Here is a 25,866-nt window from a genome sequence, read left to right on the forward strand (position 1 = left end):
GGCGAGCAGCCCCCGTCGGCCGCGGACCGCAGAGTAAGGGCCGGATCACGGCTTCGGCGACGTCCCGAGACCGAGTCGTGACTCTCAGACCTCGGCGGCCGCCCGCCGCAGCGCGGTCACGCTGTCGGCCCCGACGGTCGCGCCCGCGCCGGTCGGCTCGGGGTGGCCCAGGTCGGACAGCCAGCCGCGCAGCACCCGGTGCAGGTGCTCGGCGCCCAGGATGTCGCCCGGCGCGGTGAACGAGCGCGGGTACATGAGGAAGCCGTGCTGCTGCGGGCCGCCGAGCCCGCCGTGCGACCCGACGTGCGGCTCGAACGGCGGCGCCTCGTCGGTCTCGGGGTCGTACCGGCTGTTGATCAGGACGTCGGGGCAGTGGGGGAAGGACGACGTCCGGGCGACGAGTTCCGGGGCGTGCGGGCCGTAGAGCGCGAGCGGGTCCTCGCCGAACACCTCGCCGGTGTCGATGCGGTGCACGCCGGCGCTGCCGAACACCACCGGCCCGTGCTCGAGGGTCTGCACCAGCAGGAAGCCGACCCCGTCGTGGTCGACCAGCCCGGGCAGCAGGTCGGGCCAGTGCCGCTCGATCTCCTCCAGCGGCACCCGGCCGGGGATGTCGGGGAAGGACACCATCGCCACGTGCCCGGAGACGACGCAGACGACGCCGGGCGCCACCCGCGGGACCTTCGCCTCGCCGGCCGCGGCGTGCTCGGCGTGACCGTCGGTGACCGGCACGGCGGCGACCCGCTCGCGCAGCCGGCGGGCGATCGGCCCCGGGCCGGCGGCGAACGCCGAGGTGAGCTGCCAGCCCTCGATCGGCCGGCGGCTGGTCGTCGGGCCGGGCAGCTTCTTCTGGTCGACCTCGCCACCGCCGCAGAGCCGGCCGACGTACTGCTCGATCGTCTCGCCGAACCGGTCCGCGAAGGTCTGGCCCTGGGTCAGCCCGTGGTCGGACAGCGCGACCAGCTGGTACTCGCGCGGCGCCAGCTCGGTGGCCCGCTGCAGCCTGCCGATCTGCTGGTCGATGCTGCGCAGCACCTCGAGGGCGTCGAAGCGCTCGATGCCGGTGTGGTGACCGACCTCGTCGTAGCCCAGGAAGTCGGCGAAGGCGACCGGCCGGCCGAGCAGCATGTCCTCGATCAGCGCCGAGGTGACGATGTCGCGGGTGATCACGGTGACGCCGGGCCGAGCCAGGGGGTAGATGCCGCCGCGCGAGACCCGCGGCCGGATGTCGTCACGCCGCTCGCGGGCCGAGGCCCGGATCTCGCGGACCACCTCGACCAGCGAGACGGCCACGGTGCGGACGGCGTTGACCGGGTTGGCGAAGTAGGCGTAGTAGCCGGCGCCGGCGCGGTCGAACCGGCGCTCGCGGCGCGAGGTCTTGGGCACCACGTGCGCCAGGGAGCTCATCGTCATCGAGACGTGGTCGGCGTCGCCGGTGAACAGCGTGCCGTGCGCCGCGCCGCCGCCGGCCAGCAGCCCGCGGCCGTCGGAGTGCCGGCGCTCGATCTCGGCGGCGTCGACCGGGTGCGCCGCGGCGACGACGTGGTCGTGGTCCTTCTCGTACCAGCGGAAGCCGAGGATGTCGTGGTTGGAGCCGTGCAGGATCGCGCAGACGCTGGCCGCGGTCTGCGAGCTCCAGTCGGTGTGCCACGGCTGCAGCACGTGGCTGCCGTCGCGCTGCCACGAGGCGAGGGTGGGCATCAGCCCGTCGCGGACCGCGCGGCGCACGGTGTCGTAGCCGAGGCCGTCGATGAGCAGCAGCAGGACGCCGGGCGGGCTGGGTTCGGCGTCGCCGGTCCGCCCGGCGCGGCGGCGGGCGCGGCGGAAGAAGAGCTCGTCCTCGTCGAGGGCCAGCACGCTGGTGACGACGCCGGCGACCGCCGCCATCACCAGGATCACCACGATCGCCGTCCACAACCGGGCGATGACCACGCCCGGGATGGCGAAGGAGATGCCCAGCACCGCGGCCCCCAGCAGCACGAAGCCGCCCAGGCCGAGGGTGAAGAAGGCCAGCGGCAGCGCGACGCGGAGCACCAGCGGCCAGACGACGGCGGCGAGCACGCCGAGGATCAGCGCCAGCAGCGGCGGCTGCCACCACGAGGGCATGGAGAAGGTCTCGAGCTCCGCGTCCAGGGCGATCAGCGCGCCGGTGGCGACCGCCCAGACGAGCAGCACCCGGGCGAGCGTGCGGCCGGTCTGCAGCAGCCGGCCGGTGCCGGAGGGCGGGCTCACGGCGTGGGCTCCGACTCCCGCTCGGTCTTCTCCCGCTCGGCCTTGCGCTTGCGCCGCCGGGCGGCGATCAGGTTGAGCAGGCCGGTGATGAGCAGGATGAGGACGGCGGCCAGCAGCGTCGCGATCAGCGGGTTGTCGAACAGCCCGCCGGAGACGATGCCGATGAGCGTGTAGGCGATCGCCCACAGCACGCAGCCGCCCGCCGCGGCCGGCACCAGCTTGCGCCAGGGGTAGGCCAGCGCGCCCGCGGCGACCAGCACGGGGATCCGCCCGGCGGGCAGCAGCCGGCCGACGACGATGATCTGCCAGCCGTGGTCGCGGAACTGGCCGCGCACCTCGTCGATCCGCTCGGTGTGCTGCCCCCGCGACACCCAGCGCACCGCGGTCGGCCCGCCGAACCGGCAGATCGAGAAGGTGATCAGATCGCCCATCAGCGCGGCGCCCGCCGCGATCAGCACGACCAGCGGCAGCGAGAGGTGGCCGCTGCTGGTGGCCACCGCGGCCGCCGCCCCGACCACCGCTCCGGTGGGGACCACGGGGACGATCGAGCCGAGCAGGACGCCGCCGAACAGCACCGGGTAGCCCAGCGAGGACGCGTCGGTCCACGACGAGGCGAGCACGGTCATGGCGCGATCACCGGCAGCGGGACGTGCCGGCCTGGTTCCACGTGGATCACCGTCGTGTCGAGGCCCCGGTGCGCGACCTCCTCGGCGAAGGTGCGCGGCGGCTCGACCAGCACGCGGCGCATCCGGCGGCGGAGCTTCGGCAGCAGGTGGCTGCCGCCGACGGCGAGGGTGCCCCAGTGCACCGGGACGGCGACCCGCGGCCGCAGCCGGGCGACCGCCTCGGCGGCGCGGTGCGGGTCGAGGTGGCCGTGGCCGAGGTTCGGCCCCCAGCCCCAGACCGGCAGCAGGGCGACGTCGATGCCGAGGTCGCCGAGGAAGCTCATCGAGTCGAACAGGTCCGTGTCGCCGCTTGCGTAGACCGTGCTGCCGTCGCCGCTGATCAGGTGGCCCATGGCGCGGGTCTGCGGGCCGTGCTCGAGCCGCGGACCCCAGCGGTGGCCGCTGTGGTGGGCGTGCACGCCGGTGATCTGCAGGTCGCCGTCCCGGAGGGCCTCGCCCGGGGCGAGCTCGGTGACGTGCGCGAAGCCCTTGCTGCGCAGCCAGCGGCCGGCGCCGCGCGGGACGACGATCCGGACGTTCCCGAGCATGCGCAGCGAGGGCAGGTGCAGGTGGTCGCCGTGCAGGTGGGAGAGCAGGACGAGGTCGACGCCGGCCCAGGTGGCCGGATCGGGCATCGGGACGACGCGGCGCAGCGGGCCGACGCCGGGGGTGAGCACCGGGTCGGTGAGCACGGTCCGGCCGGCCAGCTCGATCCGCACGGTCGAGTGCCCGAGGAAGTGCAGGTCCGGCTCGCTCACGCCGTCAGTATCCCGTCGGCGGACGACGTTCCACGCCTAGACCGCGACGGCGGGGAGGAGCGCGGCGACCTCGACCGCGCGGAGGTCCTCCGGCGCGACCCGGCCGGCGACGAACTCCGCGCCGGCGGCCAGCGCGCCCGCGCGCAGCTCAGGGGTGTCGATTCCGTCGGCGATCGTGGTCAGCCCGAAGGACGTCGTCGTCCGCACGATCGCGGAGAGCACCTGCAGGGCGCGCGCGTCGTCGTCCCGGCCGGCCAGCGCGCCGACCGCGACGCGGACGCCGTCGAGCGGCAGCCGGGCGAGCATCGCGAACAGGCTGTGGCCCATGCCGTAGTCCGACAGCACCAGCCGGACGCCGCGGTCGCGGACCTGCTCCAGCGCGGGCAGCAGCCCGGCGGGGGAGGTCAGCAGCGTCTCCTCGGTGAGCGTGATGGTCAGCCGGGACGGCGCCAGCCCCGAGGCCTCGAGCGCGGCGGTCAGCTCGGCGATCATGACGTCGCCGGGGACCTGGCTGGACGGCAGCCGGAGGAACAGGCCGAGCTCGTCGTCCATGGCCGCGACCTCGCGGGTGGCCAGGCGCACGCCCCACCGCTGCACCGCCAGCAGCAGGCCCTGCTTCTCGGCGACCGCCCAGAGGTCCTGGCCGTCGATGCGGCCGCGCTCGGGGTGGATCCAGACGGCGCGGGCCTGCACGTGGGTGACCCGGCCGTCGGGCGCGGTCACGGCGTCGTAACGGAGCTCGAGCTCGCGGTTGCGCAGTGCCGCGGCGAGGTCGAGGCCGTCGTCGGTGTGGTGGGTGATCCGGTCGGCGACGCGGACGCAGCCCTTGCCGGCCTGCTTGGCCGCGCGCAGCGCGTCGTCGGCCTCGCGGAAGGCGACCTGCCCGCCGGCCGAGCTCAGCGCCGCGACGCCGACCGAGGCGCCGACGGCGAACGAGCGCTCGGCGGTGCGGTGCGGCAGCGCCAGGGCGTCGACGACGCGCGAGGCGACCTCGACCGACTCCTCCAGCGTGCCGCTGACCACGACGGCGAACTCGTCGCCGCCGAGGCGCGCGACCAGGTCGTCCTCGCGGACGAGGGCCTGCAGCCGGCGGGCCATCTCGACCAGCAGGTGGTCACCGGCCTCGTGCCCGGCGAGGTCGTTGACCGCCTTGAACCCGTCGAGGTCGAGCACGAGCAGGCAGCGGGCGTCGTCGACGCGGCGGTCGAGCTCCCGGAACAGCAGCGCGCGGTTGGGCAGCCCGGTGAGGTGGTCGGTGTAGGCCATGCGCTCGAGCTCGCGCTCGCGGGCCAGCCGCCGGGTGACGTCGCGGAGGTAGAGCACCCGCCGGCCGCTGCCAGGATGCGCGGTCGAGGTGCCCTCGAGCTGGCGGTCGGCGACGCGGAAGCGCAGGTCGGGGCCGTTCGGGCTGCTGAGCGCGGCCCGCACGAGCGCGCGGTCCGCGGGGTCGACGAGCGCGGTGAGCTCGACGTCCTCGGCCCCGTCGGGCAGGCCGAGCATCGTGCGCGCCACGGGGGAGACGAGCAGCAGCGTCAGGTCGTCGTCCACGATGACGACGCCGTCCGAGCTGGACTCGACCAGCTCGCGGAAGTCCTCCTCGTGGCGCACGAGGTCCTCGGTGACCCGGCCGTCCTCGCGGATGCGCAGCACCAGCCGCACGGCGAGCAGGACGAAGATGCCGGCGATCGCGAGCTTGGCGCCGACGGTGAGCGGCTGGTGCTCCAGCAGGGCCGTCCCGATCGCCAGGGGCAGCGCGAGGACGGCGACGACGAGCAGCGCCAGGCCGACCGGGCTGACCACCGGGTTCGCGGCGCGGGCGCTGCGCTTGTCGAGGGTGTCGGGGGCGCGCAGCGCGGCGAGCACGGTGGTCTGCAGGGCGAGCGCGACGGCGACGTCCGAGCCCGCGGTCCACAGCCAGGACGGCGCGACGATCGCCATCGCCTCGCAGGTCGCGGCCACGGCCTGCAGCGAGATCGCGCCGACCATGGTGGTGACCGAGCGGCGCAGCGAGGCGGTCGAGACCGTGCACAGCGCCGCGCCGGTGCCGAGCATCACGGCCGTGTAACCGCCGTAGGCGAGCACGAGCGAGCGCAGGTCGTCGGGGGCGTTCACCGGGTTGGCCAGCGGTGCGCGCACCACCTCGGTGACCACCAGCAGGGCCAGGGTGACCATGGCGCCGTCGACGACCAGCGCCGACCAGCGGGTGCGGCGCACCCGGCGGGCGAGCAGGCCGGCGGAGACCAGCGGCATCGTCGCGCCGACCAGCAGCAGGACGTCGTCGACGCCGAAGCCGTCGAACTCCGGGCCGGGGAAGGAGCCGGCGAGCAGCTGGGCGACCGTGAAGAGCACGGCGGCGACGCCGAGCAGCTGCCACGGCCGGGCGACTCTGCGGGACATCGTCCGGGTGCGGTGGAACAGGGTCCAGGCCGCGGAGGCGGCGACGCAGCCGAGGACCAGTTCGTCCCACTGCATGCCGGTGCCGTCGGGGGCGCTGAAGGGGACGGCCGCGGCGAGGCCGACCAGACCGGCGAGCACGGTCCAGCGGACGACGCGCAGATGGCTGCGCGCGTCCTCGCCGGACGGTCTGGTGCTCACCTGTCGGTCATCGGAGACCGGCGAGGGTGCCTACAGAAGGCCTCGCGTGGTGATCACCCGAAGGGGGAGTTGCGCCGGGGCGCTCAGTGGATGACGAGGGGGTGGCGCCGGGTCGGCACCCGCCGGTGGTGCACCGGACGGCGGGACGGGCGCGCGACGACGCTGCCGTGCGCGAGGACGCGGCCGACGATCGGGGCCACCACCGCCGCGCAGATCGTCCACGCGAGGAGGACGAGCAGCCAGGTCATCCGCCTGCGATGCCCCTAGGTCACGATTCGGAAACGCTGGAGATGCGGCTTTCTTCACCCGATCGGGCGAACCGATGATCGAGTCGCGCGCGGCCGGGAGCCCGGCCACCATGCCCTCATGATCCTGGGGGACGAGCTGCGGGAACTTCCCGGCCCACAGCACGACGGCGGCCCGGACACAGCTGCTGATCTGCGGAAGATGGCGTTGCACCTCGAGACGGCCGCGGTGCTGGAGATGAAGGCGCGCCGCACCACCGACCCCGCCCAGGTGGCGACCCTGCGCCGCCGGGCCGAACAGCGCCGGCGCCAGGCAGCGCGCCTGCGTGCCCGGCTGGCGGCCAGCGGCGCCGCCGTCCCGGGGCCCGTCCGCTCCCGCTAGCCGCCCGCGCCCGGCGTCCGGGGGGCCGAGTGAGCAGTTGCGGTCGCCGACACGCGCGGACACGCCGCGGCCGGCGACCACAACTGCTCAGTCGGCCGAGCTCGCCGAGAGGTGGGGCCGTGCCGAGCGGGGTACCGGAACGGGCCCGCCGCCCAACTGACGAGCGATGTTCGACCGGCCGTCACCCGCCCGACGCCCGGGCGGCGCACCGTGGACGCCGTGGTCCTGGTGATCGTCGCAGCGTGGCTGGTCGCGTCGGTGGTCGCCAGCGCGCTGTTCTCGGTGCTCGGACGGGGCGCCGTCCAGGAGGACATCGCCTGCGGGTACGTCGTCCAGGGAAGCTGAGCGCTTCCTGGGAGAGGCGGTCGCCGGCGTGCCGGAATGGGTCCGCGGTGGCAGAGTCCGCAGCGTGAAGACGTGGCTCGACGCGTGGCCGGTGTACCGGCAGCTGACCGGCTCCGACCCGCTCGGCCGCGGCAAGGCGGCGCGCAGCAAGGCCACGGAGAACGTGGTCAGCCGTACGGCCACCGCCGACCGCGTCGTCCAGAGCGTCTGCCCCTACTGCGCCGTCGGCTGCGGGCAGCGGGTGTTCGTCAAGGACGAGAAGATCGTCCAGATCGAGGGCGACCCGGACTCGCCGATCAGCCGCGGCCGGCTGTGCCCAAAGGGCAGCGCGAGCAAGCAGCTGGTCACCAGCCCGACCCGGGAGACCAAGGTCCGCTACCGCCGTCCGTACGGGACGCAGTGGGAGGACCTCGACCTCGACACGGCGATGGAGATGATCGCCGACCGCGTGCTCGACGCCCGCCGCAAGGGCTGGCAGGACGAGGTCGACGGCAAGCGCGTCAACCGCACCATGGGGATAGCGAGCCTCGGAGGGGCGACCCTCGACAACGAGGAGAACTACCTCATGAAGAAGCTCTACACGGCCATGGGCGCGATCCAGGTCGAGAACCAGGCCCGGATATAGCACTCCTCCACGGTGCCCGGTCTGGGTACCTCGTTCGGCCGTGGTGGCGCGACCAACTTCCTGCAGGACCTGGCGAACTCCGACTGCATCGTCATCGAGGGTTCGAACATGGCCGAGTGCCACCCGGTGGGCTTCCAGTGGGTCAGCGAGGCCAAGGCGCGCGGCGCGAAGGTCGTGCACATCGACCCGCGGTTCACCCGCACCAGCGCGATCGCCGACCTGCACGTGCCGCTGCGCGCGGGCAGTGACATCGCGTTCCTGGGCGGCCTGATCAAGTACGTCCTCGACAACGACAAGTACTTTCCGGAGTACGTCGTCGCGTACACCAACGCCGCGGCGATCCTGCGCGAGGACTTCCGCGACACCGAGGACCTCGACGGCCTGTTCTCCGGCTACGACCCGGAGCACAAGCACTACGACGAGTCGACGTGGGAGTACGAGGGCGACGCGACGCCGGCCGCGGCCGGTCAGCGCGGCCCCGACGAGCCGGGCGGCAAGCCCGCCCGCGACGCCCGCGAGGGCAAGCAGGCCGGTGAGCACGGCCCGGACGTCCACGAGGCGGCGCAGCACGAGGCGGCCGGCAGCGGCGGCCCCACGGTCCGGGTCAAGCCGAAGCGCGACGAGACGCTGCAGCACCCGCGCTGCGTCTTCCAGGTGCTCAAGCGGCACTACGCCCGCTACACCCCGGAGATGGTGGCGCAGATCTGCGGCATCGACCCGCAGGCGTTCCTGCAGGTCGCCGAGTGGATCACCGCCAACAGCGGCCGGGACAGGACAACGGCGTTCGTCTACTCGGTCGGCTGGACGCAGCACTCGGTCGGCGCGCAGTACATCCGGACGGCGTCGATCCTGCAGGCGCTGCTGGGCAACATGGGCCGCCCCGGCGGCGGGATCATGGCGCTGCGCGGGCACGCCAGCATCCAGGGCTCGACCGACATCCCGACGCTGTTCAACCTGCTGCCGGGCTACCTGGTCATGCCGCACGCCCAGCAGCACATGTCGCTCGAGGAGTACTGCGCGCAGAGCAAGAACACCGCGGGCTTCTGGGGCAACATGCCCAGCTACATGGTCAGCCTGCTCAAGGCCTACTTCGGCGACGCGGCGACGCCCGAGAACGACTTCTGCTTCGACCACCTGCCGCGGCTGACCGGCGACCACAGCTCCTACCAGTCGGTCGCGCAGATGATCGAGGGCAACGTGCCCGGCTACTTCCTGGTCGGCGAGAACCCGGTGATCGGGCACGCCAACGGCCGGATGCAGCGCTTCGGGCTGGCCAACCTCGAGTGGCTCGTCGTCCGTGACCTGCAGATGATCGAGTCGGCGACCTTCTGGAAGGACGCCCCCGAGATCGAGACCGGCGAGCTGGTCACCGACCAGATCGCGACCGAGGTCTTCTTCCTGCCCGCGGCCTCGCACGTGGAGAAGGCCGGGACGTTCACCCAGACCCAGCGGCTGCTGCAGTGGCGGCACAAGGCGGTCGAGCCGCCGGGCGACGCCCGCAGCGACCTGTGGTTCTACTTCCACCTGGGCCGGCTGCTCAAGCAGCGGCTGGCGAACTCCACCGACCCGCGCGACCGGCCGATCCTCGACCTCGCCTGGGACTACCCGACCGAGGGCGAGACCGCCGACCCCAGCCCCGAGGCGGTGCTGCGGGAGATCAACGGTGTCGGTCCCGACGGCAAGGCGCTGGGGGCCTACACCGAGCTCAAGGACGACGGCTCGACCTCCTGCGGCTGCTGGATCTACTGCGGCGTCTACGCCGACGAGGTCAACCAGTCCGCGCGCCGCAAGCCCGGGCGTGACCAGAACGCGGTCGCCCCCGAGTGGGGCTGGGCGTGGCCGGCCAACCGGCGCATCCTGTACAACCGCGCCTCGGCCGATCCCGACGGCAAGCCGTGGAGCGACCGCAAGAAGTACGTGTACTGGGACGACGACGCCGGCACGTGGACCGGGGACGACGTCCCGGACTTCGAGCCGGAGAAGCGGCCGGACTACAGGCCGCCGGAGGGCGCGACCGCGCAGGCCGCGATCGCCGGCACCGACCCGTTCATCATGCAGAGCGACGGCAAGGCGTGGCTGTACGCACCGGCCGGGCTCGCCGACGGGCCGATGCCGACGCACTACGAGCCGGCCGAGTCGCCGATGTCCAACCCGCTGTACGGGCAGCAGGCCAACCCGGGCCGGGAGGAGCTCCCGGCGGCGTACAACCGCGGCAACCCGGTGGCGAGCGAGGTCTTCCCGTACGTGTTCACCACCTACCGGCTGACCGAGCACCACACCGCCGGCGGGATGAGCCGCACGCTGCCCTACCTGGCCGAGCTGCAGCCGGAGTTCTTCGTCGAGGTCTCACCGGAGCTGGCCGCCGAGCGGGGACTGGAGAACGGCGGCTGGGCCACGGTGGTCACCTCGCGGTCGGCGGTGGAGGCGAAGGTGCTGGTCACCGAGCGGATCCGGCCGCTGCGGCTGGACGGCCGGGTGATCCACCAGATCGGCGTCCCCTACCACTGGGGCGGGACCGGCATCTCGACCGGCGACTCCGGCAACGACCTGACCGGCGTCGTCATGGACCCGAACGTGCACATCCAGGAGTCGAAGGCGGCGACCTGCGACATCCGGCCGGGCCGCCGACCGCGCGGGCCGGAGCTGGTCGGGTTCCTCGAGGAGTACCGGCGGCGGGCCGGCGTGCCGTCGGGCACGGTGCCCGTGGGCGGCCGCGCGCCGCTGGAGGAGGACTCGTGACGATCAGCTCGGCCAGCCCGGCGTGGACCGGGCGGGATCCGGAGCACCGGCTCTACGGGCCGCTGCCCGACGTGCAGGGGGAGTCGGGGTACGACGGCGACCACCCGGCGCGGGTCGGCTTCTTCACCGACACCTCGGTGTGCATCGGCTGCAAGGCCTGCGAGGTGGCGTGCAAGGAGTGGAACACGCTGCCGATGGACGACTCGCACGGCCGGCGCGACGCGCTCGGCCTGTCGGGGATGTCCTACGACAACACCGGGCAGCTCGGCGCCAACTCCTGGCGGCACGTCGCGTTCATCGAGCAGTCGCGCACGGTGGACCTGCCGATGCCCACGTTCGGTCGGCCGGGGGGCGATCGAACGGGGAGCGGCCCGTCGCCGGCGGCCGGCGCCGAGCAGGACGACGCCCTGGCCCGCGCGCAGGCGTCGGTGCTCAACGCCGAGGCGCTCAGCGAGTTCGACCCGCAGACGACGCAGAGCGGCACGGACAAGCAGATCCGGTGGCTGATGAGCTCCGACGTCTGCAAGCACTGCACGCACGCCGGCTGCCTCGACGTCTGCCCGACCGGTGCGCTGGTCCGCACCGAGTTCGGCACCGTCGTCGTCCAGGGCGACATCTGCAACGGGTGCGGCTACTGCGTGCCGGCCTGCCCGTACGGCGTCATCGAGACGCGCAAGGACGACGGCCGGGCCTTCAAGTGCACGATGTGCTACGACCGGCTGACCGACGGGCTGATGCCGGCCTGCGCGACCGCGTGCCCCACGCAGTCGATCCAGTTCGGCAACCTCGACGAGCTGCAGGCCCGGGCCGACGCGCGGCTGGCGACGCTGCAGAGCCAGGGCGTGGAGTCGGCGCGGCTGTACGGGCGCGACGAGGACGACGGCGTCGGCGGCAACGGGGCGTTCTTCCTGCTGCTCGACGAGCCGGAGGTGTACGGCCTCCCGCCCGACCCGGTGGTGACCACCCGCGACCTGCCGGCGATGTGGCGGGCCGCGGCGAAGGGTGCGGCGATGGTCGTCGGTGTGGCGGTGACCGCCGTCCTGGCGTCGTGGAGGCGGAAGTGACCGCGGCGGGCGGCTGGCGGCAGGCGGACCGCGGCCCGCGGCTGAAGCGGAAGAAGCGTGGCGGCGGGGGCGGCAGCCGCGAGCTGTCGATGGTGGACGACGTCGAGTTCACCTCGTACTACGGCCGCCCGATCATCAAGCCGCCGGTGTGGAAGAGCCCGGAGGTGCCGCTCTACCTGTTCCTCGGCGGCGCGGCCGGGTCGTCGGCGATCCTGTCGGCGCTGGGGGAGTTCACGAAGCGGCCGACGCTGGCCAAGGCGGCGCAGATCCTCGCCGGGGGCGGCGCGCTGGGCTCGGTCGGGTTGCTCATCGTCGACCTGGGCCGGCCGGAGCGGTTCCTGCACATGCTGCGGGTGTTCAAGCCGACGTCGCCGCTGTCGGTCGGGTCGTACATCCTCTCGCCGTTCAGCGCCCTCACGGTCGGGGCGGCGGGGCTGCACGTGCTGGGCTGGTTCCCGCGACTGCGCAAGCTGGCCGCCGTCGGGGCCGGGGCGCTCGGGGGGCCGATGACGACGTACACGGCGGTGCTGATCGCGAACACCGCCGTCCCGTCGTGGCACGCGGCGGGGGAGCAGCTGCCGTTCGTCTTCGCCGGGTCGGGGATGGCCGCGGGCGGGGGCATGACGATGGCGTTCTCACCGGTCGCCGAGGCCGGGCCGGCGCGCAAGATGGCGGTGGCCGGCGCGGCGATCGAGCTGGCCGCGATGCACCAGGTGGAGAACGGCCACGGGATCGTCAGCGAGCCCTACCACGAGGGCCGGCCGGGGCTGCTGCTGAAGATCGCCAAGGCGTGCACCGTCTCCGGCGCGGCGCTCACCCTGCTGACCGGCCGCAAGCGGGTCGGGGCGGTGCTGGCCGGCGCGCTGCTGGCGGCGGGGTCGGCGCTCACCCGGTTCGGCGTCTTCGAGGCCGGCATGGTCAGCGCCAAGGACCCGAAGTACACCGTCGTCCCTCAGCGTGAGCGGCTGGCCGCGCGGCAGAACGGGCACGCGCCGACCGTCACCCGCTGACAGGGGAGGCGTCTAGGCTCCGCGCCACCAGCACCCCGCCGCGGCGCAGCACCGCGCAGAGGCGGGCCGGCGGGCGGGGGAACGACGTGAATCCGTACCAGCCACCTGTGGGGCAGCAGGACCCGGCGCACCCCTCGGGACCGATCCCGCTGCCGCGGCAGCCCACCTGGCCGGAGACGCCGCTCCACTGGGGGCCGCCGCCCCAGCCCCCGCCGCCTCAGCCGCCGTTCGACCCCGGGCCGCCGAAGCGCGGCTGGAACACCGGCGTGGTCGTCGCGGTGGTGGTCGTCGTCCTGCTGGCCGTGGGCGGAGCCGGCTGGTTCATCTGGCAGCGGATGTCGACGGCGACGCCGACCGACAGCGCCACGACCGCGACCGACAACCCGGCCTCGGCGGGCAGCGCGTCGGCCGGCAGCGCCTCGGCCGGCAGCGCGTCGGCAGGGTCACCGGAGGCGGGGGGCAAGACGCTGCAACCCGGCGAACCCACCACCGCCCCAGGCCCGGCGCCCGATGCCGAGCAGGCGGCGCTGAACGAGCTGACCTCGCTGCGCGACCAGTCCGTACCGCAGGTGCCGCTCGACGGGCGCTGGGTGGCGCAGCTGTCGAGCAAGAGCGTGGGCATCACCGACCCGCTGCAGACGGCGGCGAACGGGACGCACACCTTCTACGCCGCCGACATCCTCGCCGAGCTGCAGAACATCAACGCGACGGTCGGCAGCTCGGCCACTCTCTACCTGCTCTGGGGCACCGACTTCGGCAAACGCTCGACGGCCGCGGACGGATCGCCGTACTGGACGACGCTCGCCGACGCCGGCTTCGCGAGCCAGGACGACGTCACGCGGTGGTGCTCGGCGACCTTCCCGGGCCTGCCGGCCGACGTGCTGGCCGACCAGTGCACGGCGCGGCAGCTGACCCCGCCGCACGACTGATCATGTGCAGATCGGGACGTCGAAGTCGGTGTTGTGGGTGTACGGCCCGCCCGGGACGTCCCCGTTCATGAAGGAGTTGGCCGGCGTCCAGAGGCCGTTCCACTGCTCGCTCTCGATCAGGTACCAGAACCCGTCGGGCGTCACGCTCGGCACGCTGGGCGCGTAGTACCGGCAGCGGACCTGGATCTCGGTGTTCGCCGGGATCGCGGCGCCACCGGCGGTGAGGGTGCGCGGATCGGCGAAGGTCTTGGCGCCGATGCTGCCGGTCAGCTCGGTGCGGGACGTGCCGTCGCCGGTGCTCGGCAGCGGCACGTTCGCCGCGCTGCGGGCGGCGGCCGCCGCCGCGGCCTTCGCGGCCTCCGCGTCGTTGTGCCGGACGACGACCACCGTCGTCACGACGGCGGCGATCAGGACGACGACCGCCGCGGCCGCCCCCAGCACCCAGCGCAGCCGACGCGGCCGCCGCTCGGGCGAGCCCTCCTCCGCGTCGACCGCAGGCTCGGGAACGGCCGGTGCGCTGCGGTAGGGGCCGCAGGCCTCGATGAGCGAGGGGGCACCGGCCGCGTCCGGGTAGCCGGGCATCGCCTGGCGGGCCCAGGCGTCGAGGTCGCGGACGGCGCCGGTGACCTTCGTGCGCGGATAGCTGCCGGCCGTCCAGTTGTCGAGGGTCCGCTCGCTGACCAGCCCACCGCAGCGCTGGACGAGCTGCTCCTTGCCCCCGGCGGTGGCCACGAGCCAGCCGATCTGCGTCACGAAGGGATCGACCGGTACCGCCGTCTTGGGCACGTCCCGGCCGGCCGCCGTCTCCGTCATCGAACCCCCCGTATCGGAACTGGCCGCGAACCTAACGCATTCAAGTACCGGCAGGTCAGCGTTTCGTTGCGGTCAACCTGCGCCGGCTGCGCCCAGTTTGCGGTCCCGGCGGCCGGGTGCCCGCTTGCTGCCGGTTCGGCCCGGCGATTCAGTGAGCGCCGTGTCCATCGGCGGCGATCAGGGGGAGGGCGCAGAGCCGCTCCGGGTGCTGGTCGTCGGCGCCGATCCGGACAAGCGCCGCCGTCTGGCGCGGCTGCTGGCCGGGGTCGCGGGCGTCGAGGTGGTGGGCTGGCTGGAGTCCTCCGAGGCCCTCGAGGTGCTGGGGTACGACGACGACGAGCTGGCGATCGTCAGCGCCGAACCGGCCCTGCGCCGGCCGAAGCTCTCCGCCCGGCAGCGGGACGTCCTGATCGCCTACGCCGCCGGCAACCAGCTGATGCCCGCGGTCGCGCGCTCGCTGGGGATGGACCAGGAGACGCTCAAGACGCACCTGCGCCGGATCCGGGTCAAGTACCGCGAGGTCGGCCGGCCGGCGCCCACCCGGCGCGATCTCTACGTGCGGGCGGTCGAGGACGGGCTGCTGCCGCCGCCGTCCTGAGGCGTCGTGATGGTCCGGAACAGGATCTCCACGGTCGTGCCGAACAGGTCCCACGACGTCTGCGCCTCGGGCGCGTCCGGTCGTTCCGACAGCGGCTTGACCGGCACCCTCTCCGGCTCGATCGCCCAGCGCAGGTTGAGGCCCTGCACCAGCGCGGTGATCACGACGGCGAAGCTGTCGACGGTGAACGGCGGCTGCATCTGACGGCCCGCGGCGGCCAGGCAGGCCTCGAGCAGCGGCACCACCTGATCGGTCACCCAGTCGAAGTTCTGCCGGAGCGAGGCGTGCACCTGCTCGTCCTGGCTGTGCTTCGACCACAGCGCCTGCCACAGCTGGGCGTAGGGGTCGGCCCGCACGCTCTCGAAGTTGCCCCGCGCGGCGAGGTGCAGCACGGTCGCGGGCTCCTGGCCGCTGCGCAGCGCGGCCGTGATGAAGGCGACCGCCTCCGCGGTGCTCTCGATGCGCACCGGGTCGAGCACGTACGCCACGAGGTCGCGGTGGTAGGCCTCGAGGGTGGGCCACTGGTGGAAGAACGCCCCCGTCGTCCGGCCGACGCGCTCCACGACCGCCCGCGCCGTCACCTGGCTGAGCACGTCGCCGACGGGTTGCTCCCGCAGCAGGGCCGCCCCGGCCTCCAGCAGGGTCGCCCGCGTCTCGGCGCTGGCCTCGGCCTTGCGGCCGACCGGCGGTCGGGCCGCGGCGTCGTCGCTCATGGAGGAACTCTCGCCCACCCGGCCGCGCTTGACGACGAGACGTGACGGCTGTCACGATCGGTCGCACGCATAGCGCGCGCTATGCATAGCTGCTGCTACGGGGGCACGGTTGACCGACGCTCTGAGGGTCCGCATCGTCCGCGCCGACCCGCAGCAGTGGCGTCGTCTCGCGCGGATCCTGGCCGGCGAACCCGGGATCGAGGTGACGGGCGGAACCGAACCGGTGCCCGCGGCGGACCCCCAGCTGTCGCCCCGGCAGCGGGACGTGCTGATCGCCTACGCCTCCTGCAACGACCTGCTGCCCGTGGTGGCCCGGCGGCTGGGCATGGACGAGGAGACGCTCAAGACCCACCTCCGGCGGCTCCGGGTCAAGTACCGGACGGTGGGACGTCCCGCGCCCACCCGCCGTGACCTCTACGTGCGGGCGGTCGAGGACGGCCTGGTCCCGCCGCCGTCCTGAGACCGGCTCAGGCGACGCCGCTGTCGATCGACTGCTGCCAGGACATCTCGTAGATGATCGCCCGCTTCTCGGTGTCGTCGAGGCGGCGCACCTTGGTGGCCTTGCCGGCGTCGGTCGTGCCGTAGGAGCCGGTGCGGTACCAGTCGCCCTTGCGGGTCAGGAACCACGAGCGGTCGTGGTAGTCCGGGCCCGCGAACGGCCAGCCCTCGACCCGGCGCAGCCCGCGCTGCCGGCTCTTGGTGCTCGGCGCGCTGTGGTCGAGCACGTAGATGCACAGCGCGGTGAACTCGTCGGCCGGCACGCGCTGCAGCACGCGGACGGCGGAGCGGATCTCCTGCTCGGTGCGCGGCTCCGGCACGTAGAGCAGCCAGAGCGCCTCCTCGTCGGAGAGCTCGAGCACCGTGGAACGCTGGCGCAGCCGCTCGGCCTCGGCGGCGGCCGCGGCGGCCTGGGCCTGCCGCTCCTCCTCGATGGCGGCGGCCCGCGAGCGCATCCGCGCCTTGGCCAGGTCGCGGTCGCAGACCCGCCACCCGCGCCAGAGGTCGGAGTGCTCCTCGCAGACCGCGCGGTCGCACTCGGAGCACTCGCCGACCGACGGCAGCCCGCAGCGGCAGGTGACGCCGTCCTCGGCGGGCGAGTACGGGTAGACGGTGCCGCACCGCCGGGTGCGCGGGCGCTCCGCGGTGGCAGGGGCCGAGGGGCCGGCGACGGCAGGTGCGGAGACCAGCGGCTTGATCTCGACGACGGCGTCGCAGCGCCAGAACCCCGGCATCATCCGGCTGCGCGTCTCCGTCGCCCCGCAGGAAGGACAGGGCATGCGTCGGAGACTAGGAGCGGCCCCGTCGGGCGGGCGTGATACAGGGTCGTGTCGGATCCAGCGCGGCACGCCCGTCACAGGTGCCACGGGCGTGCACCCGGCCGATGGGTGATCGGCCGGTCGCAGAGGGTCAGGGAACCTCTTCCGCAGACCGCTCGTGAATGACAAGGTTGAAACTCTCAAGTCATCGTCGCACGCGCGTTTCGGGGGTCGTGGTGCACCGCTGGGGACGGGTCGAGCAGGGAGCCCGCAGATGAGTCCTCGGCACGCCGTCCGGCGGTCCCGGCGCCGGCTCTGGTGGACCGTGGCCGGTGGCAACGCGGTGCTGGGCGCCGCCGTCCTGACCGCCGTCGTCGTGTCGTCCGGGCCGGTGGTGCCGGTCGAGCGCACCACGAGCGCGTCGATCGGCACCGCGACGAGCGCCGCGTCCGGCTCGTCGGCCGAGCGCACCCGGTCGGACATCGCGGACGGCTGGGCCACCGCGACGACCGAGGGGCCGACGGCCGAGCGCGAGACGTCGACGCCTCCCGAGCGCAGGCCCACGACCACGACCACGACGACGACTCCGGAGACGACGCAGCCCGAGGTCGCCGCGGGGACGACGGCCCCCGGTGGTTCGTCGTCGTCCCGGCCCGCCCCGAGCCCGGGCACGGACGACGGCGCCCCGACGGCCACCCCGACGACGGAGCCCGCGCCGACCACGACGGACGAGCCGACGACGCCGAGCGGGTCGAGCGAGCCGACGGAGACCACCGAGCCGTTCCCGCCGTTCCCGGAACCGCCGGTGGACCTCCCCGGTGAGGAGACGCCGACGCCCTGACTCCTCAGGGGGCGGGAACGATCTCGCAGTCGGTCGTGCACTCGGACGCCGGAGGGTCCGAGCCGGGGTCGCCGGTGGTCGTGTCGCCGGAGCCGGACGATCCGACGTCGGTCGCCGGGTCCTGGGGCGGAGCGTCCGGGGTCGGGGCGGCCACCGGGTCGGGGTCCGCGTGCGTCGGGACGACGACCACCGGCGGCGCGACCGCGACCGACGACGGCGCCGAGCTGCGCGCCGGAGCGGCCGCGCGGGCCGGGTGCGACGGCGCCGCGGACGACGTCGACGCCGTCGGGGCGGACACGACCGCGGACGGCGTCGCCGACGGGGTCGCGACCGCGGAGGGCGCAGCCGGTGCGCTCGCCGGCGCGGAGACCGTCGCCTCGTGCGCCGGGGCCTCGGTGGCGGTCGTGCCGAGCCAGACGAGGGAGCGGCCGAGGACCGGCAGCAGGCCGATGGCGACCAGGGCCAGCAGCGGAGCGAGCCACGCCCGGCGGACCTCGGAGGTGCGGGACAGGCGCAGCGAGCGGTGCCGTCCGGTCACTCCGATGGTGGCCACGCCGGTCTCCTTCCCGCTGCTGCGCCCACGGTAGGGAAGGAGCGGTCCGGTCCGTGCGATCGGCGTGAACGGTGGGACGGCTGTGCCCGAGGCAGCCGCCTGAGCACGAGTTCCGACGACGGGGTCAGGGTCGTACGGGCGCACCGGGAAGAGATGGGGTCCGGATCGGGGACCCGCCGATACGCCGGGGCGGCTGCTGCACTCCCGGCTCGTCGAGGATCAGCGTCGCCGGGCGGGCAGTCCCCGGCAACTCGGTCGGCGTACCTCGCCGAGGTGACAGCGGGTTGCCCACTGGGACGGATGTGCCCGGATTGGACTGCGGCGCGGTCTCCCGTGGTGCGTCCCCTTGCGGACGGCGACGTCCGTCACGACGCTGCGCCGGAAACGTCGGACACCGCCGACGACCGAACCCGAACGGGGACCCGCATGACCACCGAGCAGTACGACTCGTCCTACCCGCAGAACCCGCAGCAGCCGCCGGCGCCGCAGGGCTACCAGGCCCCCGCGCCCCAGCCCTACGGCGCGCCCGTGGCCCAGCCGTACGGCTACCCCGCCCCGCAGGCCCAGGCGCAGGGCAACGGCCTCGGCATCGCCGGCTTCGTCTGCGGTCTCGTCGGCCTGATCCTCTGCTGGGTGCCGTGGTTCGGGATGCTGCTCGGCGTCGTCGGCATCGTGCTGAGCGGCATCGCCATCTCGCAGGGCAAGAAGCGCGGCACGAGCACCGGCCTGGCGATCGCCGGCCTGGTCTGCGGCATCCTCGCCGTCCTGGCCTTCGTCCTCCTCCTGGCCTTCGTGTTCTCCGTGGCCTCGTCGATCAACACCTACTGACGCGTCCGCGCCGCATCGCGGCGCGGCACGACGGGCCGGAACCGGGGCCGGCGAGCCGCCCGGGTTCCGGCCCGTCGTCGTCCTCCGGCTGGGGCGGGTGGGGCTCCTGAGCCGCGGACGGAACCGTCCGTAGGGGTACGGATACAGAGCGCTTACGGTGCCTTGCGTAACGATTCCGTCACGTCTGGTGTTCTCGTGAAGCGACTCCTCCTCGCCCTGCTCTGCCTCACCGCCGTGGTGACCGGCGTCGCCGTCGTCTCCGGCCACGCCGCCGACGCCGACTGGTCCTCGGCGGCCTCGCGCAAGCCCGCGAAGCCGGGCAAGCCCACCCCGACCACGACCAGCCCGTCCCCGACGGCGACCGCAACCCCCACGCCGCCGGCGCCGTCCACGACGACGAGCGCACCGGCACCCACGACGACCACCACCAGCGCCCCGACCTCCACCTCGTCGGGCAGCACCGGCGGATCGGCGAACAGCGCGCCCCCGCGGGCCGACGGGTACTTCGCGACCGCAGCCGCGGGCTCGTGGTCGACGCTGCCCAGCGGGACCACCTGCGCCCAGCGGGTCACCCGCTCGACCTGGGAGCCGCGGCCGGAGAACGCGGCGCAGAACCACGCGACGCCGGATCCGCAGGCGGTGCACGCCTCGCTGGCCGCCCGGCCCCGCGGCGACTCCTACGCCCCGCAGTGGGACTCCTGGCTGCTCCCGCGGGTCGACGGCCAGTTCACCGGGACGACCGACGAGATCATCCAGTGGGCGGCCTGCAAGTGGGGCATCTCCGACAACCTGCTCCGCGCCCAGGCGGTGACCGAGTCCACCTGGTACCAGGGCCTGCACTTCGCCGACGGGCAGTGCTACTGGAACCGCGGCTGCGGTGACGCGTTCCCCCGGTCCACCGCCGCCTCGGGCACCTACTGCGCGGGGCTGGCCGGGTTCGGCCACGACTACCAGCGCGACACCAACAGCACGACCGGCGCCTACCCGTACGCCCCGGCCGCGGGGCTGTGCCCGCAGACGTTCTCGATCATCGGGATCAAGTCGTGGGACGACCCGGCCTGGCAGGCACCCGGTGCGCCCTACGCCGGCAACCAGAACGGGACCTTCCCCTTCAACCGGGACAGCACCGCCTTCGCCCTCGACTACGAGGCGTCCTACCTGCGCGGCTGCCTCGAGGGCTGGGTCTCGTGGCTGGGCGGCCCGGGCGACGTCAACGGCTGCGTGGGGTCCTGGTTCTCCGGCGACTGGCACTCCGCGGACGCCGACCGGTACATCGCCGAGGTGCAGGGCCACCTGACCGCCCACACCTGGCTGACCGCCGACTTCGCCAACGGCGCGGGCAACCAGTACCAGTGCGACCGGGTCAAGGGCTGCCCGCGGTAGGGGTCACCGCACGCTGACCGTCCTCGTCGCCGAGGTCCACGTCGCCCGCGATGCGGCAGGCCGACCGCGCCGCAGTGGACCTTGAACCCTTACGCTCACGTGCGCTCGCCCACGGGGGGCGATGGAGGTGTCGTGGCGGGACGACGTGGACAGGAGCGCCGATGGACCTACCCGAGCTCAGCTGGGGAGCCGCGACCGATCCGGGCCGCCGCGCCGAGAACCAGGACAGCCACCTGGCGGCACCGCCGATCTTCGCCGTGGCCGACGGGATGGGCGGTCACGTCGGCGGCGCGCAGGCCAGTGAGCTGGCCGTGCAGCGGCTCGCCGAGATCGCTCAGGGCCCGACGGTCACCATGGAGGCCATCCGGACTGCGCTGGAGCAGGCCGACAAGGACATCATGGCGATGGGGGCGGACGTCGATCCGCTCAGCCGGCCCGGGACGACCGTCGCGGGGCTGGCGCTGACCGAGCATGACGGTGAGTTGTGCTGGCTGGCCTTCCACGTCGGGGACTCACGGATCTACGGCTGCTCGGAGAAGGGACTCGAGCGCATCAGCACCGACCACTCGGTCGTCCAGGCGCTCGTCGACGCCGGCGCGATCACCGAGGAGCGGGCCCTCACCCATCCGCAGCGACACATGATCACGAAGGCGCTGGGGTTCGGTGACCGTGGTGGGGCGGATTTCGCCTTTCTCCCCGTGGTGCCGGGACAGCGCTTCCTCATGTGCTCCGACGGCCTGACCGGCGAGGTGCTCGACGCGCGCATCGGCGAACTGCTCAGGGGCGATGCCGACGACCAGTCCCTCGCGGACCGGCTCGTCGCGGAGGCCGATCCGGCGGTCGCCCAGGACAACGTGACGGTGGTGGTCGTCAGCGTCTCTTCGACCGCCGGCTGATGGTGATGGGAACCGGCCGCGCCGGTTCCCATCACCATCAGGGGGCCGGACGGAGGGCGACCAGCCAGCCGCCGGCGGTTGTCGCCTTGGACAGCGACCAGGTGAGGTTCCCGCTCGCCGCAGCGGCGCCCGTCAACCGGTAGGCGAGACCGGTCTTCTGGGTGCCGGTCGTCTGTGCGGCGATCGTCCAGCCGGCCGGACCGGAGGCCGTGATGCCGTTCGCGGAGAGCCCGAGTCCGCTCACGAGCATCGCGCCCGCAGTGACCGTGGAGACGCCGGGGACCGTGAGCGTCGTCGCCGCGGTGGTGGTCGTCGCGCTGGTGGCCGGGACATCGATGGGGTTGGCGTTGTCGACCCCGGAGAACGCCGTCATCGTCGCCGCCCACTTGAGCCGCGCCGACAGCGTCCAGGTGTAGCTCGCCGGGTCGGTGGCCGCGTTCGTGACCACGTGGACGTAGGACCACACGCGCGCAGTCGTCCCCACCGTGAGCGGCGCCGCGGTGACCGCCGTCCACCCGGCGGGAACAGCGGTCATGGTCGGGTTCTGCTCCGATGTGATCTCCACGACCAGCACGTCGCCGGTGACCACGCCGGCGGGTCGCGGGACCGCCACGGTGGTGTTCGAGCCGGACGCCGTGCTGGACGACCGCGCCTGGATCGGTGCCTTGGTGACGGTGATGGTGGTGGCCGCCGAGGTGGTGCTGCCGGTGGTGTTGGTGGCGGTGAGGGTGACCTGGTAGGTGCCCGGGGTGGTGTAGGTGTGCGCGGGGTTCTGGGTGGTGGCGCTGGTGGTGTCGCCGAAGTCCCAGGCCCAGCTGGTGGGGGTGCCGGTGGAGGTGTCGGTGAACTGGACGGCCAGGGGGGCGGTGCCGCTGGTCTTGTCGACGGTGAAGGTGGCGGTCGGGGCGACCGGTGCGGGGCTGACGGTGATGGTGGTGGCCGCCGAGGTGGTGCTGCCGGTGGTGTTGGTGGCGGTGAGGGTGACCTGGTAGGTGCCCGGGGTGGTGTAGGTGTGCGCGGGGTTCTGGGTGGTGGCGCTGGTGGTGTCGCCGAAGTCCCAGGCCCAGCTGGTGGGGCCGCCGGTGGAGGTGTCGGTGAACTGGACGGCCAGCGGGGCGGTGCCGCTGGTCTTGTCGACGGTGAAGGTGGCGGTCGGGGCGACCGGTGCGGAGCTGACGGTGATGGTGGTGGCCGCCGAGGTGGTGCTGCCGGTGGTGTTGGTGGCGGTGAGGGTGACCTGGTAGGTGCCCGGGGTGGTGTAGGTGTGCGCGGGGTTCTGGGTGGTGGCGCTGGTGGTGTCGCCGAAGTCCCAGGCCCAGCTGGTGGGGCCGCCGGTGGAGGTGTCGGTGAACTGGACGGCCAGCGGGGCGGTGCCGCTGGTCTTGTCGACGGTGAAGGCGGCGGTCGGGGCGACCGGTGCGGAGCTGACGGTGATGGTGGTGGCCGCCGAGGTGGTGCTGCCGGTGGTGTTGGTGGCGGTGAGGGTGACCTGGTAGGTGCCCGGGGTGGTGTAGGTGTGCGCGGGGTTCTGGGTGGTGGCGCTGGTGGTGTCGCCGAAGTCCCAGGCCCAGCTGGTGGGGCCGCCGGTGGAGGTGTCGGTGAACTGGACGGCCAGCGGGGCGGTGCCGCTGGTCTTGTCGACGGTGAAGGCGGCGGTCGGGGCGCCGATGGACGAGTCCACCGTGAACGTCGTCGGAACGCTGACGCCGGTGAGGCCGCCTCTCGTCTGGGCCGCGCTGACGGTGTACGTGCCCGAAGCGAGCGCGCTCGACAGGGTTGCCGACCAGCTGCCCCCGGTAGTGGCGGCTGTGGCCGTGGCCACCGCGATGCCCTTCGGGTAGCTCCCGCTGTACACGGTGACAGAGACGTTGCCTCCTGAGGGATCCGCAGTGCCACTGAACTGGGTGGTCCCGCCGACCGTGGCTCCGGAGGCAGGGGTCGCGATGGTCACGAGCGGCGCGACACCCATGACCTCGGCGACGCTCTTGACGGAGACCCCGGAGGGGGCGCCGTTCGCCAGCCAGTCCACGAACGCCTGGAGCGTTGCGAGGTCCACCGGTCGGTAGCCGGCCATGCAGGTGTCGAAGCCGCTCGTCCCGTTCTGGCAGACCTGGTGGAAGAGCGTCTGCAGCCATCCTCCGCCGTGCGAGGACGCCGCGCTGACCGCGTCCTGGAGTGACGCCAGCGTGATGGGCCCGTCGTACGTCGTCCCGAGGACGCGTGTGGCGTAGGGGTCGCGAGGCGGGATCGTCTCGGCGTACAGCGGGCCGGTGGGCGACACGCTCCCTCCGGTGCGGCCGGTCTGGTAGCCGCACAGTCGCACGATCTCCTCGGCCGTGGCATCGAAGGCGGCCTCGGGGTAGGCGAAGGACACCGGGTTGAAGCCGTGCTGGATGAGGTCAGCGCGGTCATCGCAGACCTGGTGGTACTTCGTGTCGTAGTCCGTCGTCGTCTTCAGGTTGACGTGATCGATGGTGTGACCGCCGACGTCGTGGCCCGCAGCCTGCAGCGCGGCGATCTGCGCCCACGTCATGGTCCCCGGCTCGCCCCGCTCCACGGGGCCGGTGTTGATGAAGAAACTGCCGTGGTAGCCGTGCGAGGCCAGCACGGGTGGCACGAGGTTCTGCGACACGAGACCGTCGTCGAAGGTCAGGGAAACCGTCGTGGGGCGGTTGGCCAGAGGGGGCTGCGCGGTGATCCCCATGGCGTCGCGCACGGTCTTCACGGTCGTTCCCGCCGGCGCCCCGCCGCCGTCCAACCACGCCAGGAAGCTGGAGAACACCTGCTCGTCGATCGGCCGCGAGGAAGCCATGCAGGTCGAGTAGCCGGCGTCGCTGGACCTGCAGACCTGGTTGAAGGTCAGCGGCACCCAGCCGCCCCCGTTGCCGGCCGCGGCATTCACCGCGTTCTGGAGATCCGCCAGGGTGATCGGCGAGGAGGTGGTCACGGTCCGGATGGCCAGGGCGTCCTTGGGCGGCAGCGTCTCGGCGTAGGTCGGGCCGCTGGCCGACAGCCCACCGGAGGCGCGCGCGGCCTGGTACCCGCAACCGGACACGGTGCTCTTGGTCGTGACGTTGAAGGCGCCGGCCGGGTACGCGAAGGTCTGCGGGTCGTACCCCTGCTGGGTCAGTCGCTGCCGGTCGTTGCAGACCTCCTGCTGCTGCGTCGCCGCGTCGAGCGTGGTGAGGTCCTTGTGGTTGACCCCCATGCCGCCGATCTCGTTGCCGTCCCGGTAGAGGTCGTCGAGCTGCCACCAGGCCAGGATCTGGGACCCGCCCTGGTCGATCCATCCGCTCGGTTCGTAGAAAGTGCCACGGAGGTTGTGGGCGTTCAGCAGCGGGCGCGCGTAGGTGTACTGGCTCTTGTAGGCATCGTTGAAGGTCAGCGAGACGACCGTCGGGTCCAGCGGCAGCGGAGGAGGAGCGGGAGCGCCCATGACGTCGCGCACGGTCCGGACCGTCGTCCCGGCGGGCGCGCCGCTCTGCAGCCAGTCGAGGAACTGGGAGAGGACGGCGTCGTCGATCGGCTTGGACGAGGCCATGCACGTGCTGTAGGTCGACGTTCCGGCGTGGCAGACCTGGTTGAACGAGATGGGCAGCCAGCCGCCGCCCTTCGCGGCCGCCTGGTTCACGTCCGCCTGCAGCTGCGCCAGCGTGATGGCGCCGGTCGGCACGAAGGCGGTCCGGATCGCGTAGCGGTCCGTGGGCGGGATGGGCTCGGCCCAGGGCCCCGTCGTGGCGGTGGGCTGGGCCAGGCCGCCGATGGTCCGGGCTGCCAGGTATCCGCAGCCCTGCACCGTGGCCTCGGCCGTCGCGTTCACACCTGCACCCGGGTAGGCGAACGTCTGCGGATCCACGCCTTGGGTGATCAGCGTCTGGCGGTCACCGCAGACCTGGGTCTGCTGGGTCGCCGCGTCGATCGTGGTGAGGTTCCGGTGATCGGTGCCCATGCCACCGATCTCGTCCCCGTCGCGGTAGAGGGTCCGCACCTGCCCCCACGACATGCTGCTGTTCGAGCCGGCCGTCACCCAGCCGCTGGCCACGTAGAAGGTGGCCGTCATCTGGTGGGCCTGCAGGACCGGGCGGGCGTAGGAGAACTGGCTGACATGCCCGTCGTTGAAGGTCAACGACACCACGGTCGGCCCGGCGGCGGGAGCGGACACGGCAGGGAGGAACGCGAACACGACGGCGGCGCAGGTGAGCACCCAGAACGCGGCATTGCGCACGCGGTGGGACGACGTGCGTGCCCGGTACGACGGCGAATCGGTGACCACGGGTGCTCCCCTGAACCTTCGGTGCGGGGCGGATTGCGAGAGCAGCCCCGAGGTGTGGCGACACGCTGGGGGTCTGCTGGACGGGCATGGCTGCGGAACGGCTTCACCGGCGTCGGCTCGTCG

Annotated in this window: 23 protein-coding genes; 13 read left to right on the top strand and 10 right to left on the bottom strand. The window is 73.3% G+C overall.

Annotation, left to right across the window (positions count from 1 at the left end):
• Positions 1 to 84 precede the first annotated feature (84 nt).
• From GGQ55_RS10550 to GGQ55_RS10570, 5 genes are all read right to left on the bottom strand, one after another.
• The gene (locus GGQ55_RS10550) at positions 85 to 2,232 is read right to left on the bottom strand and encodes an alkaline phosphatase family protein (protein WP_179716486.1); all 2,148 of its coding nucleotides are present in this window, start codon (positions 2,230 to 2,232) and stop codon (positions 85 to 87) included.
• Positions 2,229 to 2,858, bottom strand: coding sequence for a DedA family protein (locus GGQ55_RS10555; protein ID WP_179716488.1), 630 nt, complete (start codon positions 2,856 to 2,858; stop codon positions 2,229 to 2,231). Before GGQ55_RS10555 ends, GGQ55_RS10550 begins: the two co-directional genes overlap by 4 nt.
• The gene (locus GGQ55_RS10560; RefSeq protein WP_179716490.1) at positions 2,855 to 3,655 is read right to left on the bottom strand and encodes an MBL fold metallo-hydrolase; all 801 of its coding nucleotides are present in this window, start codon (positions 3,653 to 3,655) and stop codon (positions 2,855 to 2,857) included. The genes GGQ55_RS10555 and GGQ55_RS10560 overlap by 4 nt, the downstream gene beginning before the upstream one ends.
• 36 nt (positions 3,656 to 3,691) lie before the next feature.
• The gene (locus tag GGQ55_RS10565; RefSeq protein WP_179716492.1) at positions 3,692 to 6,250 is read right to left on the bottom strand and encodes a diguanylate cyclase domain-containing protein; all 2,559 of its coding nucleotides are present in this window, start codon (positions 6,248 to 6,250) and stop codon (positions 3,692 to 3,694) included.
• 83 nt (positions 6,251 to 6,333) lie between these two features.
• Positions 6,334 to 6,498: a hypothetical protein gene (locus tag GGQ55_RS10570; protein ID WP_179716494.1), complete on the bottom strand. Its 165-nt coding sequence runs from the start codon at positions 6,496 to 6,498 to the stop codon at positions 6,334 to 6,336.
• 118 nt (positions 6,499 to 6,616) lie between these two features.
• Here GGQ55_RS10570 and GGQ55_RS10575 point away from each other — a divergent pair, with 118 nt between their 5' ends.
• From GGQ55_RS10575 to GGQ55_RS10600, 7 genes are all read left to right on the top strand, one after another.
• Entirely contained in the window at positions 6,617 to 6,877 is a 261-nt protein-coding gene (locus tag GGQ55_RS10575; RefSeq protein WP_179716496.1) for a hypothetical protein, read from the top strand.
• A 219-nt stretch (positions 6,878 to 7,096) separates the two neighbouring features.
• The gene (locus tag GGQ55_RS27740) at positions 7,097 to 7,222 is read left to right on the top strand and encodes a hypothetical protein (RefSeq protein WP_281371299.1); all 126 of its coding nucleotides are present in this window, start codon (positions 7,097 to 7,099) and stop codon (positions 7,220 to 7,222) included.
• A gap of 64 nt (positions 7,223 to 7,286) precedes the next feature.
• Positions 7,287 to 7,847 carry a dehydrogenase gene (locus GGQ55_RS28740; RefSeq protein ID WP_179716498.1) on the top strand — a complete coding sequence of 187 codons (561 nt, stop codon included), beginning with the start codon at positions 7,287 to 7,289 and terminating at the stop codon, positions 7,845 to 7,847.
• 12 nt (positions 7,848 to 7,859) lie between these two features.
• On the top strand, positions 7,860 to 10,586 hold the full coding sequence (gene fdh, locus GGQ55_RS10585) for a formate dehydrogenase (RefSeq protein WP_218859243.1): 2,727 nt from the start codon (positions 7,860 to 7,862) through the stop codon (positions 10,584 to 10,586).
• Positions 10,583 to 11,650: a 4Fe-4S dicluster domain-containing protein gene (locus tag GGQ55_RS10590; protein WP_218861161.1), complete on the top strand. Its 1,068-nt coding sequence runs from the start codon at positions 10,583 to 10,585 to the stop codon at positions 11,648 to 11,650. Before fdh ends, GGQ55_RS10590 begins: the two co-directional genes overlap by 4 nt.
• Positions 11,647 to 12,660: an NrfD/PsrC family molybdoenzyme membrane anchor subunit gene (nrfD, locus tag GGQ55_RS10595; RefSeq protein ID WP_366489050.1), complete on the top strand. Its 1,014-nt coding sequence runs from the start codon at positions 11,647 to 11,649 to the stop codon at positions 12,658 to 12,660. The genes GGQ55_RS10590 and nrfD overlap by 4 nt, the downstream gene beginning before the upstream one ends.
• A 107-nt stretch (positions 12,661 to 12,767) precedes the next feature.
• The gene (locus GGQ55_RS10600; RefSeq protein WP_179716500.1) at positions 12,768 to 13,589 is read left to right on the top strand and encodes a hypothetical protein; all 822 of its coding nucleotides are present in this window, start codon (positions 12,768 to 12,770) and stop codon (positions 13,587 to 13,589) included.
• Here GGQ55_RS10600 and GGQ55_RS10605 read toward each other — a convergent pair whose 3' ends face one another.
• On the bottom strand, positions 13,590 to 14,402 hold the full coding sequence (locus GGQ55_RS10605) for a hypothetical protein (protein WP_179716502.1): 813 nt from the start codon (positions 14,400 to 14,402) through the stop codon (positions 13,590 to 13,592).
• Between the two features lie 160 nt (positions 14,403 to 14,562).
• Between GGQ55_RS10605 and GGQ55_RS10610 the strand changes: the two genes are divergently transcribed.
• Positions 14,563 to 15,000 (top strand): response regulator transcription factor, encoded by a 438-nt coding sequence (locus GGQ55_RS10610; protein WP_179716504.1) that lies wholly within the window; start codon positions 14,563 to 14,565, stop codon positions 14,998 to 15,000.
• Here GGQ55_RS10610 and GGQ55_RS10615 read toward each other — a convergent pair.
• Complete coding sequence (locus GGQ55_RS10615) at positions 14,955 to 15,713, bottom strand: TetR/AcrR family transcriptional regulator (RefSeq protein WP_179716506.1); 759 nt, start codon at positions 15,711 to 15,713, stop codon at positions 14,955 to 14,957. The genes GGQ55_RS10610 and GGQ55_RS10615 overlap by 46 nt on opposite strands.
• A 109-nt stretch (positions 15,714 to 15,822) precedes the next feature.
• Here GGQ55_RS10615 and GGQ55_RS10620 point away from each other — a divergent pair, with 109 nt between their 5' ends.
• The gene (locus GGQ55_RS10620) at positions 15,823 to 16,173 is read left to right on the top strand and encodes a helix-turn-helix transcriptional regulator (protein WP_179716509.1); all 351 of its coding nucleotides are present in this window, start codon (positions 15,823 to 15,825) and stop codon (positions 16,171 to 16,173) included.
• Positions 16,174 to 16,180: 7 nt separating this feature from the next.
• Here GGQ55_RS10620 and GGQ55_RS10625 read toward each other — a convergent pair whose 3' ends face one another.
• Positions 16,181 to 16,990 (bottom strand): hypothetical protein, encoded by an 810-nt coding sequence (locus GGQ55_RS10625; RefSeq protein WP_179716511.1) that lies wholly within the window; start codon positions 16,988 to 16,990, stop codon positions 16,181 to 16,183.
• A 253-nt stretch (positions 16,991 to 17,243) separates the two neighbouring features.
• Here GGQ55_RS10625 and GGQ55_RS10630 point away from each other — a divergent pair, with 253 nt between their 5' ends.
• Positions 17,244 to 17,810 (top strand): hypothetical protein, encoded by a 567-nt coding sequence (locus tag GGQ55_RS10630; RefSeq protein ID WP_179716513.1) that lies wholly within the window; start codon positions 17,244 to 17,246, stop codon positions 17,808 to 17,810.
• A 4-nt stretch (positions 17,811 to 17,814) separates the two neighbouring features.
• Here GGQ55_RS10630 and GGQ55_RS10635 read toward each other — a convergent pair whose 3' ends face one another.
• Positions 17,815 to 18,363, bottom strand: coding sequence for a hypothetical protein (locus GGQ55_RS10635; protein ID WP_179716515.1), 549 nt, complete (start codon positions 18,361 to 18,363; stop codon positions 17,815 to 17,817).
• 426 nt (positions 18,364 to 18,789) lie between these two features.
• On the opposite strand from GGQ55_RS10635, the gene GGQ55_RS10640 reads away from it, so the two are divergent.
• The 3 genes from GGQ55_RS10640 (at position 18,790) to GGQ55_RS10650 (ending at position 21,470) form a co-directional block, all read left to right on the top strand.
• Positions 18,790 to 19,191 carry a DUF4190 domain-containing protein gene (locus GGQ55_RS10640; RefSeq protein ID WP_179716517.1) on the top strand — a complete coding sequence of 134 codons (402 nt, stop codon included), beginning with the start codon at positions 18,790 to 18,792 and terminating at the stop codon, positions 19,189 to 19,191.
• Between the two features lie 195 nt (positions 19,192 to 19,386).
• Positions 19,387 to 20,574 carry a hypothetical protein gene (locus GGQ55_RS10645; RefSeq protein WP_179716519.1) on the top strand — a complete coding sequence of 396 codons (1,188 nt, stop codon included), beginning with the start codon at positions 19,387 to 19,389 and terminating at the stop codon, positions 20,572 to 20,574.
• A gap of 161 nt (positions 20,575 to 20,735) precedes the next feature.
• Positions 20,736 to 21,470 (top strand): PP2C family protein-serine/threonine phosphatase, encoded by a 735-nt coding sequence (locus GGQ55_RS10650; RefSeq protein WP_281371571.1) that lies wholly within the window; start codon positions 20,736 to 20,738, stop codon positions 21,468 to 21,470.
• A gap of 37 nt (positions 21,471 to 21,507) precedes the next feature.
• Here GGQ55_RS10650 and GGQ55_RS10655 read toward each other — a convergent pair whose 3' ends face one another.
• A complete protein-coding gene (locus GGQ55_RS10655; protein WP_179716523.1) occupies positions 21,508 to 25,743 on the bottom strand; it encodes a PKD domain-containing protein in 4,236 nt (1,411 codons plus the stop codon).
• Between the last annotated feature and the right edge of the window lie 123 nt (positions 25,744 to 25,866).

The sequence above is a fragment of the Petropleomorpha daqingensis genome, assembly GCF_013408985.1.
In the GTDB taxonomy this organism is placed as follows: domain Bacteria; phylum Actinomycetota; class Actinomycetes; order Mycobacteriales; family Geodermatophilaceae; genus Petropleomorpha; species Petropleomorpha daqingensis.

Coding starts and splice junctions, on each gene's coding strand:
- GGQ55_RS10555 (WP_179716488.1), bottom strand. CDS start 2,858: ATGACCGTGCTCGCCTCGTCGTGGACCGACGCGTCCTCGCTGGGCTAC.
- GGQ55_RS10570 (WP_179716494.1), bottom strand. CDS start 6,498: ATGACCTGGCTGCTCGTCCTCCTCGCGTGGACGATCTGCGCGGCGGTG.
- GGQ55_RS10575 (WP_179716496.1), top strand. CDS start 6,617: ATGATCCTGGGGGACGAGCTGCGGGAACTTCCCGGCCCACAGCACGAC.
- GGQ55_RS10605 (WP_179716502.1), bottom strand. CDS start 14,402: ATGACGGAGACGGCGGCCGGCCGGGACGTGCCCAAGACGGCGGTACCG.
- GGQ55_RS10615 (WP_179716506.1), bottom strand. CDS start 15,713: ATGAGCGACGACGCCGCGGCCCGACCGCCGGTCGGCCGCAAGGCCGAG.
- GGQ55_RS10625 (WP_179716511.1), bottom strand. CDS start 16,990: ATGCCCTGTCCTTCCTGCGGGGCGACGGAGACGCGCAGCCGGATGATG.
- GGQ55_RS10630 (WP_179716513.1), top strand. CDS start 17,244: ATGAGTCCTCGGCACGCCGTCCGGCGGTCCCGGCGCCGGCTCTGGTGG.
- GGQ55_RS10640 (WP_179716517.1), top strand. CDS start 18,790: ATGACCACCGAGCAGTACGACTCGTCCTACCCGCAGAACCCGCAGCAG.
- GGQ55_RS10650 (WP_281371571.1), top strand. CDS start 20,736: ATGGACCTACCCGAGCTCAGCTGGGGAGCCGCGACCGATCCGGGCCGC.